The sequence below is a fragment of the Hymenobacter coalescens genome, from assembly GCF_054783195.1.
The window spans coordinates 604,246-619,213 of record NZ_BAAGRA010000016.1; the positions used below are offsets into that span (position 1 = coordinate 604,246).

The window sequence follows — 14,968 nt, forward strand, 5'->3', positions numbered from 1 at the left end:
GTGTGAGAGATTAAGCCAAAGTGAGCGGGAAGGCCCCGCCCAACACGCCCACCGGCAGCTCCGGGCCGGGTTCGGCCGGTTCCGCCGTGGCGTGGTATGCGACATCCCACCGGAGGCGCAGCAGCCGGCGCAGGGCCAGCAGCTCCCCCGTTTCGGTGAGTTGGGTTTGCAGCTCCAGCGTGCCGGGGCCGCAGTCCCACCCGGCGGGCAGCAGCAGGCGCTGGCCTTCGAGGCGGGCGGTAATCTGGTCGGCCACCGTGGCGGCCGGGATGGTGCTGACCTGCCCTTCGGCGAACTGGGTCACCACGTCCAGCAGCACCGTGCAGGACCACCGCCGACACGACGGGTTCAGGCTCTGCGTGACGCTGGTGGGCTGGGTGAGCAGCACGTAATGCCCCGCGTGGGGCGTGTTCAGGTGCTGGTACACCGGCACCGCCGACGCCCCCCACGCCAGCGGCGTAGCGGTCAGGGCGTTGTGCACGGCGGGCACCAGGCGCAGCAGCGGGTCCATTTACAGTTTCAGCCCGGCGGCTTTTAGGTTGTTGAGGAATGCTTGGCGATTCTTCTCGAATGCGGGGCCTAGAAAAGGCTGTGCGGCTTGATAGCGACTCCCGAATTCCTGAAAAACCGCGTAACTCACGTTGGTGCTGACCGTAGCCGACAGGCCCGACGCGCTGATGTCGGCCTTGATGGAGGACCGCAGCCGGCCCGTGTCCACCGGGGCGAACCCCTTGGCGTCGGACTCGACCTGCAGCGCCGTTTGCGCCACCGCCGTTCGCACGGCTTCGCGGGTTTTGGGGATGAGCAGGCGCACCTTGTTGAGCAGGCCCGGCACCCCTTGCACGGCGACGCTGACGTTATTGGCCACTGTCCAGGCAGATGAGGGTGAGAAATTCCCGGTCTTCGGCGGGCTGGAGTTGCTGCACCACCAGGGTCTGCAGGTTCCACGTCAGCCGGCTCTTGCCCGTCACGCCCGCCCGGTGGCGGATGGTGACCTCGTAGAGCATGCCGTTCAGCTCCTGCCCCAGGCGCAGCGCCTCCGTGCCCCGCAAGGCCCGCACGCGGGCGGGAACGGGGGTTTCGGTGGGCGCACCCCCCGGCAACCAGCCGCCTTGCCCGTCCACGACGCCGGGGGCGTCGGTGACGAGGACAACCCGCTGGTTGAGCTGGCCGGCGTTGACGCGTCCCATTAGGCGAAGGAGGCGGGTAACGCCCGGAGCTTGCCGAGCAGGTTTTGCCACTGCACCTGCGTAGCCACGCTGATGGCCCCGTTCACCGACACTTCCCGGTTTTTGTACCACTCGGCAAACAGCAGCAGGATGGCCTGCACCACCACGGCCGGGGCGGTAAACACCGCCGGCATTTGCAGCGTGACCGTGTAGGTCTGCAGCAGGGCGTAGTCCCAAGCCAATTCGCGATTGATGCTGATGCCCTTGCGGTACTCTTCGACGCTGAACGCCTCGATGGCGTCCACGCTGTCAAAGAACCCGGTCACGCTTTCCACGGTGGCCCCGGCAGGGATGCGGTAGGCTTCCCCGAGCTCGAAGGTGTATTCGAGCCGCTGGCCGCCCGCGAAGGAGAGGCCGGTGAAGTTCTCGGCTTCTTCGCGGGCGGCGCGCAGCAGGTGCTGGGCGTAGGCCACTTCCGCCCCTTCCTCCGCCGTGGCGTCGGGGTGGGGCCCATCCCCCGCCTCGTTCAGCCGCAAGCCCAGGCGGGCGTGCACGTTGGCCAGCGAGAGGCCAACGGGCTCCGTGACGGGCGTGGTGGTGTCGAGGCGGATGACGCTGGGCATGGCTACTCGGCAGGCTCTACAGTGGAATCTTGCCCGGCCTCTTCAGCCGGTTTGTCGGCCGGCCGTACGCGGGTGGCTTTGCCGGCTTTAGGCTTGGCGTCGGGCTGCGCGAAGGTTACCTCTTCGTCGGAGGCCTTCGCCCGGCCCGAGTCGATCAGTTCCTGCGCGGCCTCCTTGCTGTGCAGCTGGAAGACCTGCCCGGTGGAAACCCGGCCCCGTTCCAGGGCCAGGGTTTCCAGTGCTTTCAGCGTAACCATACTTAAGCGGCGGTCAGGGCCGTGGTGGCAGCGTCCACGGTGGTTTTCACGAACGAGAGCGGCTGCGGCACCGGCAGGGCTACGCGCTCCTCGATCACGAAGGTGATGAGGTTGCGGATGGCGTTGTCGCGGTCCTGGTCGTAGCTGCGGATGGCCGCTTGCTTGCGGTCCAGCAGGATGACGCCCGTTTGGAAGTTGCCCATGATGATGTCGCCATCAGCCAAGGCCATGTTTTCCACGATGGTTACCCCGTCCACCGAGAACGACCCGTTGGGGTTGGTCTGCAGCATCGGGAACAGGTAGCGATTCTCCCCGTCCTTAGCCACGCGCATCAGCGCGTAGATGGTCGGCGACACGAAGGCCGCCGTGGGGCGGTACTTGAGCTTGCGGATCTGCAGGCGCATGGCCACCAGGATGTCCCACAGGTTGGGGGCTACCACGCGGAACGCGCCGGGGTTAAATGCCTGAGCAAATGCAAAGACGCCTTTCAGGTTGTCGCCAGTGCCGGTGCCATACAGCACCTGCTCATCTTCTTTCAGCTTCAGGTCTTCCATGCCCAGCGTCGCCAGCAGCGTCGTCAGGAACGGAATGTCTTCAACCATTTCTTCCGGTACGCGGATGTGGCCGGCAATCTTGCGAACCGGCGCGTCCACTACCGTCAGGTCGTAGTCGAGTTGGGGCTTCAACCCGCCTTCGGCCACCATGCCGAACCCGCCCTCGCCGCGCAGCGCTTGCACGTAGCGCACCAAGTTGCTGTTGGTGCTGCCGGTGGTCATGTACTGGCGAATGTGCTCTTCGGCCGGCGGAGTTTGCACGCCCGTCAGCACCTGCGGCAGCGTGAACAGCGTGCCGGTGATGTTGCCGGCGGTGCTCAGGTCGCCTACGGCCTTTTGGCCGAAGTTGGCTTCGTCGTCCACCATGATGCCGTTCTTGGCATTCTTGGCCTGGTTGAGGATGCCGCCGTTGGCCTGCGCTTTCTGCAGCCGGTCACCGAACACCTCGAACAGCGACTTCTGGCTGTCGGCCGTGCCGAAGGAGCCATTGGGGCGCTTGGCCTGCAGGGCCAGCCCGTCGATGTCCTTCTGCTGCTTGCTCAGCGTCTCCAACAGCTCCTGCTGCTTTTGGGCCAGGCCCTGCAACTCGGACTTGGTGTCGTTGGCAACCTTGCCCGCTTCAGTGGCTTGGCCGTTTGCTTTCTCAATGAGGCCCTTCAGCTCCGTGCCGAGGGCTTTGATTTCTTCTACAACTTCGGGCATGTCGTTGGCCTTGGTTAGTTGATGAGGGATGATTTAAACAGCTTCAGTAGCTCACCATCGGTCGGCTCAACTACCGCGGCAGAAGTGGCCTTGCCGGCCGGCTCCTCTTCGGGGTGGAGTGACGTGTTAGGTTCCGCAATGAGAGACTTGCACAGGGCTTCCGTTTGGGCGGCCTGCAGCTCGATCAGCTCGCACAGGTCGTCGGAGTAGGCGCCCTTCAGGGCTTTCTGCAACTTGTGCAGGCGGGCAAAGGCTTCGGCCAGCGCGGTTTCGCGCTCCTCGGCCGTAAGCCCTTCGGACTTCACCCCCACCAGAGGGGTATTGCGGTTGGCTCCCCAAGCTTGCAGGCTGGACCCTTCGCGTAGGTTGACTTCGTGGCGCACCATCGTGCCGTTGGCCAGCCGCTCAGACTTGCCCTGTACCCACTTGAAGCCAATGGAATGTTCTGTGATGAGTCCATCCTCGCACATGAGCAGGAAATCACGACCAAGGGAGTGGCGACCGGCCTTCGACTCGTAGCGCAGGCCGTGCGCGTCCTCTTCCAGCTTCAGCAGCGTGCCCACCGCCTTGGTCGTGTTGTGGTCCAGCAAGTGCTTGATGTTGAAGCCGGGCGTGCCGGGGCCGCGCTCCGCTATCGACTTGGCAAAGGCCCCGCGGCGGATGATGTCACCGTCGTGATCGACGTTATCAAACGCGGCGAAGTAGCCGGTCACGATTCCCTGGCGGGAGTCGATGTCCTTGATGGCCAGCCCACAATTCTTGACGGCGTAAAGCATGGTCAAACCTACCCACGCAGCGGGGCGGGCGGCCTATGCACGGCGCCCAAGTTGTTTCCCAAACAGGGCAGGCGGCCGGACAGGGCACGAAAAAGCCCGGCGGGTGGGCCGGGCTGGGTATTCATTGGGGGAGGGAGGATTACTGTACGAAGCCCTCGCCACCGGCACACACGGCGTATTTCCCCAGGGCGCGCTCCACCTCGGCGGCAATGGTCCTGCCCAGCGCATCGGGCCGGGCCAGCATTTCGGTGGCGACCTTGAAGCTGATTTCAACGTGCCCGCCGTTGTGAGGCACTTGCAGGGTGATGGTCGTGTGCATGGCTAGTTGAGAGAGTCGACGCGGCAAGCGGTAATTACTCAGTGCTGTAAACGGTGTGTGGTGTATCATCCACTACCTGCCCGTTTTTGATGGTGACGGGCTTGGCTTCTCCGATGGGCTGGCCGTCTAGGCTAATGACGATTGGACGGGCTGGCTTGACTTTGCTACGCTTGGATGCTTTCATGGCTAGTTGTGGAAGAGTCCTTTGAACAGCAGCAGGCTGCGGGGCTTGCCGTTCACGATGTAGGGCACCAGGACGGTGGCGCCGGGCAGGGCGGCGGCTTGGTCGTGGTCGATGTCCTGCAGAAACACCGGCTGCCCGTTGCGGTGGGTGAAGAACGGGTGTTTGGCGGCGGCGGGCTTACTTTTTCTTTTTGGGGCCACGGGGCACAAGCTTATGGGTTGCCTCGCGCATGCTGCGGTCCACCTCCTGAAACCCGCCGGCGCCAGCGCGCTCAATGGCTTGAAGCATATGCTCTCCTGCGGCTAGCACCTTGGTGCGGAGTTCGTCAGTCATGGGCTTAGGCTTGCGGGGCATTCACGTCACGTTCAAACTCTGCATCATGCACTTGCGTGATGATTTTCGCAGCCACTGCCCGGGCCTCGATCTTCTTTGCCAGCTTCTTGCGGAGTCGTTTTACCATACCCCAATATACGCAAAACCCTAGTTCGCGCCCAATCCCACCAACGCAAAGTCACACTTTCCGCCCAGCGCATACTCGTACGCCAGCCACCGCCGCACGAACCCGGTGGGCCGCCACGGGTGCGACAGCGGCAGCAGCGGGAACGGGTAGCGGTAGCGGTTCATACGGGCTCGTACTGCAGCGTGCAGCGGCATTGGACGACCTCCGCGGCAGGGCCCAGCGGGTCGCCGGGGTAGCGCAGCACGGTCCCGCCCACGGTGAAGGTGCCGCCCAGCGTCACGGTCTGCCCGTTGGCGGCCCGGTGCGTGTCACGGGTGCGCGGGCCGGGGGTGGCGAGCCACTTCATGTTGAGCTTCAACCCGGTGGCCTGCGCGCCCATGAGGCTCCCCAGGTTGGCCGCCGCTACCAGTTCCGTGCGTGCTACGACCACGGCGCGGGCCTGGCTCAGGGTGGCGACCCGTTCCCGCAGCAGCCGGGCCGTGTTGGGCACCGACAGCCCCTCGGCTTGGGCTTCTCGGATGGTGCGCGTGATGACGTCCCGGGTGGTTTCCACCATCGCCGTGGCCCGGGTGCGGCCCTCGCCGGTGAAGAACCGCTTGAGGCGCCCCACCCAGCCCGCCACCAGCTCGGCCCCGGGAAGGCGCTTCACCTGCAAGGCCTTGGCCTGCGTCAGCGCGTCGTACTCCGAGCGGGCAAAGGACACGCCCACCACCGCGTAGAGGTCCGAGAGCACCGCCACCAGCCCATCGACCTTCACCAAGGCCGCGGCCAACTCGGGGGTGCTGCCGGCCTCGTAGGCGGCAGCAGCCACCTCGCCCTGCCGGATCAGTTCGCGCCGGATCAGGGGCACGAACCGGGGCTCGTAGGCGAGGCGGCGGGCTTCAATGGCCTCGTATCGCGTCATGCTAGCGGTAGTCGTTTACGTGCTGCCGGGCCAGCCACTTGGCGGCGGCTTCGGCCTGGGCTTCGGCATCGTCTGGGGCCGGGGGCACGGCTTGCGGGTCCACCAGGGAGGCGGGCACCAGGTACCGGGGCAGGGTGTCGTCCACTTCCACGCCCATCATGCGCTGTTTGTCCTGGGTGCTGACCCACCACGCCGACGCCAGCCACGCGGCTAGCTTTTCCTTGTTGGGCTGCAGCTCAGGAATATGGGAGGTGTCGAAGTCGATGTACACCCCGTCGCCGTAGTCGGCCCCCAACCAGCGGTTGAGGCCGTCCCGGATCATGGTTTCCAGGGGGATGACGCAGCGGCTGTAGAGGGCCGCGCCGGCCTCGCCCATGTTGCTGAACGTGGTGCCCTTGCTGCCGTTGAGCAGCTGCCCGGGGAAACGGAACAGGTCGGCCACGGCGTCTTTGTCGTGGGGAATGGCCGCCAGCACGTCCAGGTCCACCGGGCTCAGGCCGAGCTGCGTGTAGCCCAGCTCCCCGCCCACGATGGGCAGTTCCCCCGACTGCCGGCCGCCGGGCAGGAAGCGGCGCCACCAGCTGCGCACCCCTTGGGCCTGTTCGGGGCTCCACGGTTCGGTGCTGGTTTTGTCCCACAGAATGCCGGCCGGCCCCTGGTTCTGGTACTGCCGCACGCGGGAGGTCAGCCCGGCCTTGGCTGCCGTGATGGTGTCGATGCCCGCCGCGACGGGGCTCAGGCCGTACTTGCTGTCGTCAGGGTTCCAGTAGCGCAGGTGCAGCACGTCGGCCGCCTCAAAGCGCGTGTAGCCGCCTTGCCCGTTGGGGACTTTGTAGCCGGCCACTTCCTGCATCCACCCACCGCCCTCGATTTCCACCAGGGGCGCGGGCAGGGCCCACAGCTCCGCCTTCCGGCCAGCCTTGCTGCCCAGGGACGGGCGCACGCCGTACACGTAGGCGTTGCCGGTGGTGAGCAGGTAGCCCTGCAGCTGCGTCTTCAGCTCGGCCCAGGACTGGCGAGGGTTGGGCCGGTAGAGCAGGTCGTAGAGCGGGTGCGCGGCGAGGCGTTCGGTGGTGTCGTCGGCCTTCACGCGGTACACCCCCCACGGCAGCGGCTGCGCGGTGGTCAGGATGTAGTTGATGATGCTGTAGGCCGTGGCGTGGTTGGTGTAGCCGTTGCGGGTCAGGTCGCTGCCTTCGCTGCCCAGCCACTGCACGCCGCCGGTGCCGAGCACCGACAGGCCCGACATGGGCAGGGTCCGCCCCAGCGTGTCGGTGGTGCCGGGCAGCAGCTTCAGGTCCATGCGGGTCGGCGCAATGGGAGCTAGCCCAAAGGCTTGTTTGGTGAGGTCGATCAGGCTGCCCATCGTTGCTTTTCTTCTGTGAGTGCTAATTCCGTAATGCCCCACACCAGCGCGTCAATGCGGTCGGGGCTCTTTTCGCCGGTGCCGGCGCTCCAGGTGGTCATTTGGGTTTCCAGCGTTGTAAGCCCGGCGCGGTGCCGGATGCGGGCTTGTTCGTACAGCGCTACGACGGGCTCCGCTCGGGCTACTTTGCCCCGGGACGCACGCACCCCGCGGTACCGGGCGGTCTTATTGACTTGGCGTATATTGGACTCTACCAAGTCGCCGCCATTGTTTACCTCGGCAACAAACGCATCTGCGTTGTACTTGGCAAAGAAGTTGTTCGCGGTGGTGGCCCACTGCAAGGGGGTATACACGCCGCTTCCGTCGTCCAGGACATACACCAGCCCCTGCGGGTGCAGCGGGGTTGGGTGGGTAAGGCCGAGAATGATGATGCCGGTTTCGTCGCTGTCCGGGTTAGCGGTAACAGCGGGGTCAATGGACACAATCACCCGCTTGAACGCTTCGGGCGGCGGCAGTTCATCATCCGCTACCCGGATGGGGTTGAGCATGGCCCACGTCCACAGGGCGCCCTTAACCACCGTATTCAGCTCGGCGTTCAGCTCTTGCCGGCCAATGGAGGTGCCCTCGAACAGCGCCACCACGTTCAGCTTGAACGTTTCGGAGAGGTTGCCCAGGTTGTCGTAGGTGCTGCCCTTGGTGATGTGTACCCGCTCGGGGTGCTTCTTGTGCAGCTCCAGCAGGTCGAAGATGAGCTTGACCGGCTTGGGGGTAGACGCAATAATGATGCGCGGGTCAGCCCCCAGGCGCAAACCAAACAGCAGGTTCGACCACGTAGTCCCGCCTCCTTTGGTGAGGTCCTTTTCGTCCACCATGCCCAGGTGGGCATCCTGCCAGGCAGCCAGCTCGTCACACCACGCGCCGTGGTGCTGCGGGCCGCGCAGCTTGCGGGGCTGTTCGCTGCTGAAGATGCGGAACTGCGCGCCGTTGGCCAGGTATAGCTCCCCAATGCTGCGGTTCCAGGCCTTCTCTTCCGAGCCGCCGCGCAGCTGGTGGGGCTTCAGGATAGCCAGTAAGCCGGATTCCCCTTCCACCATCGTATCGCGCCCATCGGCAAAGGTGGCGGCCACCAAGGCGAAACGCCCCTTGGGGGTATTCAGCGCCCATTCCTTGATGGTTTCGGCGGCGGTGCGGGTCTTGCCCCAGCCGCGGCCGGCGTCGATCCACCAGATGAACCAGCTGCCTGGGGGCTGCAGTTGCTCGGGGCGCGCCTGAAACCGCCACCGCCCGGCCCGCTCCTTCAGTAACGCCAAAAGCCGGCGCTTCTCGTCCGGCTTCAGGGTCTGGAGGTAGGCTTCGGTGAGTCCGCCCCCGTCGCTATTCTTTGGGGGCGAGCTTACGGATTTCATCGAGTAGTTCTTCGTCCGTGAGCTGCTGGATCGGGTTCTCGTCCTTCACCGACAGCGACATCCTCGGGCCGTACTTCTTGGGGGCGAGTTGGGCCATAAGCTTTAGCCGGGCGTCTACCCGTAGCTTGCTTCGGCTTGTCCATTCTTTGTTTTCGACCTCGTAGGAGTTATCTCCCTTCGTAATGGTCATGAAGTCGTTGGTGGCATCATCCGAGATTTCCAGGATTTCATCCATCATCGTCTCGGCTTGGAATTCCCGCGCGCGCCCGTATTGCTCCGAGAATCCGTCCACATCACTCAGCCACTTGAACACTGTGGAAGCGGCGGGCATGCCTTCGCTTTGGCAGATGCGACGCAGGCTCTCACCCAGCGCTATCCGTTCGCAGATAGCGTCTGCAATCTCTTGCGTGTATGTGGTTACCCCTGCCATGTCAACGAAACTACCCCACCCCGCGGGCGCGTGGCGGCCGGGCAGTGGGGAAGTTGTTTCCCAGACAGGGACTAGCGCGGGGAGCGGGGCAGCAGGCGGTAGATTCCGGGCAGTTCGGGCCCGCCGGCGTTCAGGTCCAGCACAATGGTATCGGCCGGGCGGCAGACCAAGGGCAGGCCGGCGGGCTTGACGCAGACGGTCAGGTGCAGGGGCCCCAAGTGGCGGGTGATGGTGAACTTGGGGCGGGTATTGCCGGTGTGGGTGAGCGGGGAGCCGCCGGCGCGGGGGCGGGTGTCGAGCAACCAGTAGGGCCGGCCGAAGCGGGGGTTGGGCGGAATCAGGTCGAGCAGCTGCCCGGCCGCGATGTTGAGGCGGCGCAGCAATTCCATCGAGGGCCACGCGTCCCGGTCTTTGGAGACCTTCAGGGTCGGCTCTTCCTGGTGCGTGCGCTTGGCCGGCCCGGCGCCGCCCACCACCCGGGCGGGTTGGGCCGGGGGGTGGGGGGAGATGCCGGGGGCTCCTTGGAAACGGTTGTGGGGGTGGAGGGGGGAGTTCATGGGGTCACTCGTTGGGGTGGGCAATCAATTCGGGCCAGCGGGTGTGCAGCAGGGCCAGCAGGGCGGGCCAGTCATCGGCGGGGAAGCGGTCAAGCACTACGCGGGCCGTGTGGCCGGGCCAGCGGTGGCCGGACAGGTAGGCGGTGAGGCGACCGGGCCGGGCGGTTTCAGGCGATACAGGCGCTTGGTTTGCTTCGGGCGGGTCTGGTGTCGGCTCAGGGGGCGTGCGTGCAACAGGCGGGATGTTTCGGGCCTTTGCGGGCTTCTTGGCCTGTAGGGCGCGGAACTCAGCGGCGGTCACGACGCTAAACGTTAGGATTTGTTTCCTCGTCGTACGTCCAGAGGGCGACGGGCGGCATGCCGCCGCCAATGATTTGCAACATGATCGGTCGCCCGGCGTTCAGTGCTTGCAAATCCTCGTAGCTCGGTTGCCAAGCGGTTAGCGTGTAAGGAAAGCCATTGCCGTCTGTGCCAACCATTGCTTTGAGGGCATAACACTGCTCGTCGGTCATGTCGCCGGGCTTGGCGAATGTGATGTTGGTGCCGGGGAAGTCTACAGGGAGCATGTTAAAGGGTGTTTTTCGGTATACGATTCGATGCGTTGGACAAATTCTTCGGGTCCGATTTGGGCAATGAGACTCTCCAGCTGGTGGCGCAACAAGGCTTCGGCTTCCCGTTGGCGGCGAGTCTTGCGGTACGGGTTGGCGTATTCGCCGCGTCCCAGCTTCTTTCTCAGTCGCTTTTTCATGGCGTCGGGTCGTTAGGCTTGTTCGGGGGAAGGGGCGGGCGATTCGTCTAGGTCAATGTCGAGGGAGGGCGAGAGGAGGGCTTTGACTTTTTCGGGAACATCCGTGTCGTAAGCCGGGCTGATAATTGACCAGTCTTCTCGGAACAAGTCCCACTTGGCAAGCACGTCCTGACTTCCTTCGCCGGCCGACATGAAGTCGTGCCCAAACGGGCCGGGGCCGCAGTATTGCAGATACATGTCCGAAAGGGCCTCTAATGCCTCGTGCAGGTCTTTGCCGCGCTGCGTCGCCGCCTCCACGGCGGCGTCCCGTTCCTGGGTGGTGGTGGCTAACAGGGCCTCTGCCGCGTCGTAGCGTTCAAGAAGTCGTTTCATCATGTCTGGCCAATTCCATTCGCCCAACCGTGGCGCGCCTTGCTCAATGGCCAGCAGGTAGGGGTATCGCTCTCGCTCAGTCAGCGGCTTGTGCTCGCTCATCGGCGCGGCGGGTGGGGTCTGTTCCATAGGGGCGGGCAAATCAGGATTGAAGGGCTTGTGCACGGCCATTTTGCAGGGATTGGAGGAAGGCCAGAATCAACTCTTCCTCTTCTTGGGTGATGTTATCGATATGCAAACGGCGCTGGCCGGGGTGCCCTTTGCTATTCCCGGTCGCGGCCCATATCACAGCAACCTTGGCTTTCTGGTCTTCGGTCATGGCTCCGGTGGTTAGGGAGTGGGGAGGAGGGCTAGGCCCAATCTTGAATGAGTTTGCCGTAGCCTTCCCGCCGATAAGGGAAGGATATGCCGCCGCTTTCAATGCGGACGGCCACGGCTCCGCCCCACACCGTGTCGCCTACATGCGGTTGCCACGTAGCGCCGGGAATCAGCAGGCGGGGCTGGCCTGGGATGCTGGCCGGGCTGTAGACTACTTCGCCATTGCCGTTTAGGTAAGTAGTGGCCGGGCGCGGGCCAAGTTCAATTACTACACCTTCCTCGGTGCGGGTCGCGGCGGTGATTACTGCGTCAAGTGCCATAGTGGTAGGGGTTAAAGGGCCTCGGTTTCGGGAGTAAGGGGTTCAAGGTCTTCCAGTTCGCAGGCCGCCTGAATAGCTTCGGCGAAGTCGGCACGGTCCATCCATTCTTCGTTCGTGCCGCGCCGGGGGTAAGCAATCGGCAGTAGCAGCGCCCGGAGCTTGTTGATTTCTTCGATGGGGGTCATGGTTTCTCTGTCTCTGGTTAGGGAGTGGGGAAGAGGGCTAGGCGTTGGCGAATTCTAGCAGCACGTCGGCGTGGCAGCAGGACCCCGTCGAGCAGAAGCAGGCCAGGTTCTTGCCGCGCAACTGATGCAGGTTAGCCCGCATCCATTCGAACTGTGCGTATTCGGCAGGCGTCAGGTCATTGTCGATCTTGCCTTCTATGCCAGCACGAAACAGGTTTACGGCTTGCTCCTGAGCCGCATTAAGGATAAGATGAGGGTTCGACTGGCCGAACTTTAGCCACTGTTCTTTCGCCTCGGCAATCAGCGAAGCGACAGTAAACGGATTGCCCCACTTGCCGGGCCGGGTGACACTGGTGGTGTTAGCGGGCATTTTAAAGCCCTTTATTCTCTTGCGCTGAATGCGGATCGGCTTGTTCATGGTTCTTTTCTCTGTCTCTGGTCAGGGAGTGGGGAGAGGCTAAGAGATGTTGTCAAGCATTTGCTCTAGTTCGTCCAGGGCATCGCCGACCACGGTGTGCAGGTCGTCCGGCAGGCTTTCTGTGTGCGAGAGGGCGCGTAATACGCCCCGCGCATAGCCCGACGCCGCTGCGTACTTGATGGCCCGTCTGGCGGCGGCGCGTGCCTCTATTTCGTGGTGGTTGGGTTCCGTGCTCATGGTTTTGGTCTTCTGGTTAGGGGGAGGGAGGGGGCTAGGCCCGGCGCCGGTCAGGAACCGACGTCGGTATCACGATGAAGTTGAACATGTCGTGCAGGCGGCTCCACACGCGGGGACCGTACAACTGCTCCACTTCCTGGGCGTTCAGGTTGGTGGTCATGTGCGTTTCGCAGCCCTCCAACCGGCCGGCCTGCATTTCGTCGTAGCGGTCGAGCAGCACCTGGGCAATGGGGCTGACTTCGTTGCCGTAGTTCTTGAGCGTGGTCGGTTCCGTGCCGAGGTCGTCAAAGCACACGCCCGAACCGGGGTAGCGCTTGGCGTAGACGCTCAGGCCCTGTGGCCCGGCTTCCTGGTAGGCGCTGGCGACGGTGCGGCAGGAGACGATGCCGAAGCGCTTGCGGCTGTTCTGCTGCCCGGCGATGCGCAGGGCCGTGGTTTTGCCCACGCCCACGCCGCCGATGATGAACAGGCCCTTGCGGTGGTGGTAGCCGGCCGCTTCAAAGTCCGGGTGCTCGGTGAAGTACAGCGCCAGCAGGTTGAGCACGTCCCGAAACCCTTCGTCCACCACGTACTGCGGGCCGACCACTTCCCGCGCCCGCTGCAGGTACGCCTGCGACCACGTGGCCAGGTTGTAGCGGGCGGCTTCCTTCGGGTGGTTGACGTCCCACCAGTACTGCGCCCGCTCAATGTCGTGCCACTTGGTTTCGCGCAGTTGGCGAATGGCTGCTTCGACGGCGGGCTTCGTCACGGCCTCGATTTCCTCCGGCGTCAGGTTAATTTCCTCCAAACGGGCCGGTAGTACGGGCCGTGGGGGTGCCGTACCCGTAGCTGGGGTCGGATGGGGGAGTGACTTGGAGACGTGCAGCGGCCCCGCTTCGGGCTGGCTGACGATGGCGCGGATCGATTGCATGGCGTTGCGGGTCTAGGGGAATGGTGTTGGTGACGAGGTGGCCGTGTTTGGCGTCGTTGGTCAGGAACCGGGTGGCGTAGGTGCGCCACGCTTCGGGGGTGCGGTTGTCTTCGCGGCCGGCCTTCAGGCCGATCTGCTGCAGGTAGTAGGTGGCGTTGACGTCCTGCAGCTTGAGTTCAGCGGCCAGGGCCTGCAGCGCTTCCTCCGTGGCGTAGGGGCTTTGGGCGAAGGCCTGGAACTGCAGCCGGGGCGGTTCGGCCGCGCCCCCCCCGGTGCGCGAAGCCTGAGCGTCGGAGTCATCAGGTAGTATTTCCAACCTGGGGGCCGAAGGCTCGGGCGCTATTTTTTTTTGAGCGGGCGAAGGCTCGGGCGCTTTTCGAACTTCCGACCGAAGGGAGGAAGTATGTTCTTTACTTTCCTCTCCTTTACTCTCCTTTACTTTACTCTGTGGTATTTCTGTGACAGAAACCCCGGTTGCTGGGGCAGTCTGTGACAGTAACTCCGGCTTCGTGGGGTTTCTGCTCCGGTTACGCTTCTCGAATACCGGCTCCAACCACTTGTTGAGCTCGGGGCAGATGAGCAAGCCGGCGTCGTTGCGGCCGAAGTAGCCGACCTTTTCGGCAAACTGTAGCAGGCTGTGGATTTCTGTGGCAGAAACCCCGAAGTCGCCCGCGAGCAATTCTACCTCCAGGTCGGACGTATCGAGGGCCGTGTGGTCGGCATCGGTCAAGGCCTCCAGAACCATGTGAAAGAGGCCGTATCCGGCCGGCCCCAACGCGGTGCGGATGGCCTTCACGCGCCGGTCGTTCCGCAGGTCGGCGTTGTGCGTGAAGTAGTCGGCGTTTAAACGTGCAGGCCTAGCCATTGCGTCCAAGCAGATTATCCCAGTAGGCCTGGGGGAATTCCAACTCCATCTCGGCATCAATGCGCGCTGCCTCTGCTTCGGCCTGTTTGGCACCCAAGGCAGCCCGGTTGCTCAACACGGCCAGCGCCGAAGGCAAGGTGTTGCCGTGCTTCAGGTAGTCTAAGCCGGCGCGCTCGAAGTACACGCCCTCCCCAACACGGGTATAAGCGTAGGCCTCGCAGTCGGCATCGTTGTTCAGCACATGCAGGAAGTCGCCGTAGGTGTCTACATGGCTGCCCACCAACACGCACTTCCATTCTACTTCCCGGCCGACTGCCACGCACTCGGCTACGAAGCTGGCCAGGGCGACCTTGGCGGCCGTCAGGTAGCGCTTGGCTTGCGCGTAGGCGGCCAGGCCGATGATGCCGCGCTTGCATTCGATGATGCGTACCGTAACCCGGCGCATATCGCGCGGGGCATGGGTAATCATCAGGATATCCCCAATGCCGTAAGGCTCAAACTGTGGCTGCCGGATCAATTGCACCTCGCAGCCGGTGGCGTAGTCGAAGTAGGCCTCGAAGCCTGCGTTGTAGCAGCCGTGCGGGTTGGAGCACAGTATGTCTTCTAGGTTGCGTTCTAGGAATTTCATGTCTGCCAAAAGGGAAGCCGCCCGCCCAACTCGCAACAGGAGGGCTAAGGCGGCTTCGGTGACGGCTGGCAGGCCGGGTGAAGTCGTTGCTACGGCTGGTTGCGCAGCCGGTATGCCAAGGGTGCCCCTGCCAGGGCAACAACCTTGCATTGCGTTACAATTATACGCAATGCGTTGCAATTAGTCAAGTGTAACGCAGTGTATTTTCTTGCGTACATTCGCGCCACAATGGCAGCAAAAGAGACACTTTCGGAAGCCCT

General features: G+C 63.8%; 27 protein-coding genes. All 27 read right to left on the bottom strand.

Going from position 1 to position 14,968, the window contains the following annotated elements:
* Positions 1-10 precede the first annotated feature (10 nt).
* The 27 genes from ACYVKQ_RS14025 to ACYVKQ_RS14155 all read right to left on the bottom strand — a co-directional run bounded on the left by ACYVKQ_RS14025 (position 11) and on the right by ACYVKQ_RS14155 (position 14,708).
* Positions 11-511, bottom strand: a complete 501-nt coding sequence (locus ACYVKQ_RS14025; RefSeq protein ID WP_460675971.1) for a hypothetical protein — start codon at positions 509-511, stop codon at positions 11-13.
* On the bottom strand, positions 512-868 hold the full coding sequence (locus ACYVKQ_RS14030) for an HK97-gp10 family putative phage morphogenesis protein (protein ID WP_460675972.1): 357 nt from the start codon (positions 866-868) through the stop codon (positions 512-514).
* Positions 858-1,190, bottom strand: coding sequence for a head-tail adaptor protein (locus ACYVKQ_RS14035; protein WP_460675973.1), 333 nt, complete (start codon positions 1,188-1,190; stop codon positions 858-860). The genes ACYVKQ_RS14030 and ACYVKQ_RS14035 overlap by 11 nt, the downstream gene beginning before the upstream one ends.
* Positions 1,190-1,792: a head-tail connector protein gene (locus ACYVKQ_RS14040; protein WP_460675974.1), complete on the bottom strand. Its 603-nt coding sequence runs from the start codon at positions 1,790-1,792 to the stop codon at positions 1,190-1,192. Before ACYVKQ_RS14040 ends, ACYVKQ_RS14035 begins: the two co-directional genes overlap by 1 nt.
* 2 nt (positions 1,793-1,794) lie before the next feature.
* Complete coding sequence (locus tag ACYVKQ_RS14045) at positions 1,795-2,049, bottom strand: hypothetical protein (protein WP_460675975.1); 255 nt, start codon at positions 2,047-2,049, stop codon at positions 1,795-1,797.
* Positions 2,050-2,051: 2 nt separating this feature from the next.
* On the bottom strand, positions 2,052-3,305 hold the full coding sequence (locus ACYVKQ_RS14050) for a phage major capsid protein (RefSeq protein WP_460675976.1): 1,254 nt from the start codon (positions 3,303-3,305) through the stop codon (positions 2,052-2,054).
* Between the two features lie 14 nt (positions 3,306-3,319).
* Entirely contained in the window at positions 3,320-4,081 is a 762-nt protein-coding gene (locus ACYVKQ_RS14055; RefSeq protein ID WP_460675977.1) for an HK97 family phage prohead protease, read from the bottom strand.
* Positions 4,082-4,220: 139 nt separating this feature from the next.
* On the bottom strand, positions 4,221-4,400 hold the full coding sequence (locus ACYVKQ_RS14060) for a hypothetical protein (protein WP_460675978.1): 180 nt from the start codon (positions 4,398-4,400) through the stop codon (positions 4,221-4,223).
* Positions 4,401-4,434: 34 nt separating this feature from the next.
* Positions 4,435-4,584: a hypothetical protein gene (locus ACYVKQ_RS14065; protein WP_460675979.1), complete on the bottom strand. Its 150-nt coding sequence runs from the start codon at positions 4,582-4,584 to the stop codon at positions 4,435-4,437.
* Between the two features lie 2 nt (positions 4,585-4,586).
* A complete protein-coding gene (locus ACYVKQ_RS14070; RefSeq protein ID WP_460675980.1) occupies positions 4,587-4,784 on the bottom strand; it encodes a hypothetical protein in 198 nt (65 codons plus the stop codon).
* Between the two features lie 137 nt (positions 4,785-4,921).
* Positions 4,922-5,044 (bottom strand): hypothetical protein, encoded by a 123-nt coding sequence (locus ACYVKQ_RS14075; RefSeq protein ID WP_460675981.1) that lies wholly within the window; start codon positions 5,042-5,044, stop codon positions 4,922-4,924.
* 160 nt (positions 5,045-5,204) lie between these two features.
* Positions 5,205-5,948 carry a phage minor head protein gene (locus ACYVKQ_RS14080; protein WP_460675982.1) on the bottom strand — a complete coding sequence of 248 codons (744 nt, stop codon included), beginning with the start codon at positions 5,946-5,948 and terminating at the stop codon, positions 5,205-5,207.
* 1 nt (position 5,949) lies between these two features.
* The gene (locus ACYVKQ_RS14085; protein WP_460675983.1) at positions 5,950-7,314 is read right to left on the bottom strand and encodes a phage portal protein; all 1,365 of its coding nucleotides are present in this window, start codon (positions 7,312-7,314) and stop codon (positions 5,950-5,952) included.
* On the bottom strand, positions 7,302-8,720 hold the full coding sequence (locus tag ACYVKQ_RS14090) for a terminase large subunit domain-containing protein (protein WP_460675984.1): 1,419 nt from the start codon (positions 8,718-8,720) through the stop codon (positions 7,302-7,304). The genes ACYVKQ_RS14085 and ACYVKQ_RS14090 overlap by 13 nt, the downstream gene beginning before the upstream one ends.
* Entirely contained in the window at positions 8,689-9,150 is a 462-nt protein-coding gene (locus ACYVKQ_RS14095; protein WP_460675985.1) for a terminase small subunit-like protein, read from the bottom strand. The genes ACYVKQ_RS14090 and ACYVKQ_RS14095 overlap by 32 nt, the downstream gene beginning before the upstream one ends.
* 71 nt (positions 9,151-9,221) lie before the next feature.
* Positions 9,222-9,707: a hypothetical protein gene (locus ACYVKQ_RS14100; RefSeq protein ID WP_460675986.1), complete on the bottom strand. Its 486-nt coding sequence runs from the start codon at positions 9,705-9,707 to the stop codon at positions 9,222-9,224.
* 305 nt (positions 9,708-10,012) lie between these two features.
* Entirely contained in the window at positions 10,013-10,273 is a 261-nt protein-coding gene (locus tag ACYVKQ_RS14105; RefSeq protein ID WP_460675987.1) for a hypothetical protein, read from the bottom strand.
* The gene (locus ACYVKQ_RS14110; RefSeq protein WP_460675988.1) at positions 10,261-10,455 is read right to left on the bottom strand and encodes a hypothetical protein; all 195 of its coding nucleotides are present in this window, start codon (positions 10,453-10,455) and stop codon (positions 10,261-10,263) included. Before ACYVKQ_RS14110 ends, ACYVKQ_RS14105 begins: the two co-directional genes overlap by 13 nt.
* Before the next feature lie 12 nt (positions 10,456-10,467).
* Positions 10,468-10,956, bottom strand: coding sequence for a hypothetical protein (locus ACYVKQ_RS14115; protein ID WP_460675989.1), 489 nt, complete (start codon positions 10,954-10,956; stop codon positions 10,468-10,470).
* Between the two features lie 13 nt (positions 10,957-10,969).
* Positions 10,970-11,146: a hypothetical protein gene (locus tag ACYVKQ_RS14120; protein ID WP_460675990.1), complete on the bottom strand. Its 177-nt coding sequence runs from the start codon at positions 11,144-11,146 to the stop codon at positions 10,970-10,972.
* A gap of 31 nt (positions 11,147-11,177) precedes the next feature.
* Complete coding sequence (locus tag ACYVKQ_RS14125; RefSeq protein ID WP_460675991.1) at positions 11,178-11,465, bottom strand: hypothetical protein; 288 nt, start codon at positions 11,463-11,465, stop codon at positions 11,178-11,180.
* 11 nt (positions 11,466-11,476) lie between these two features.
* On the bottom strand, positions 11,477-11,650 hold the full coding sequence (locus tag ACYVKQ_RS14130; RefSeq protein ID WP_460675992.1) for a hypothetical protein: 174 nt from the start codon (positions 11,648-11,650) through the stop codon (positions 11,477-11,479).
* A gap of 37 nt (positions 11,651-11,687) precedes the next feature.
* On the bottom strand, positions 11,688-12,068 hold the full coding sequence (locus ACYVKQ_RS14135; RefSeq protein ID WP_460675993.1) for a DUF4326 domain-containing protein: 381 nt from the start codon (positions 12,066-12,068) through the stop codon (positions 11,688-11,690).
* A gap of 39 nt (positions 12,069-12,107) precedes the next feature.
* Complete coding sequence (locus ACYVKQ_RS14140; protein WP_460675994.1) at positions 12,108-12,305, bottom strand: hypothetical protein; 198 nt, start codon at positions 12,303-12,305, stop codon at positions 12,108-12,110.
* A 34-nt stretch (positions 12,306-12,339) separates the two neighbouring features.
* Positions 12,340-13,092: a P-loop NTPase family protein gene (locus ACYVKQ_RS14145; RefSeq protein ID WP_460675995.1), complete on the bottom strand. Its 753-nt coding sequence runs from the start codon at positions 13,090-13,092 to the stop codon at positions 12,340-12,342.
* Positions 13,079-14,080, bottom strand: a complete 1,002-nt coding sequence (locus tag ACYVKQ_RS14150; RefSeq protein ID WP_460676078.1) for a Lin1244/Lin1753 domain-containing protein — start codon at positions 14,078-14,080, stop codon at positions 13,079-13,081. Before ACYVKQ_RS14150 ends, ACYVKQ_RS14145 begins: the two co-directional genes overlap by 14 nt.
* Complete coding sequence (locus tag ACYVKQ_RS14155; protein WP_460675996.1) at positions 14,073-14,708, bottom strand: hypothetical protein; 636 nt, start codon at positions 14,706-14,708, stop codon at positions 14,073-14,075. The genes ACYVKQ_RS14150 and ACYVKQ_RS14155 overlap by 8 nt, the downstream gene beginning before the upstream one ends.
* Between the last annotated feature and the right edge of the window lie 260 nt (positions 14,709-14,968).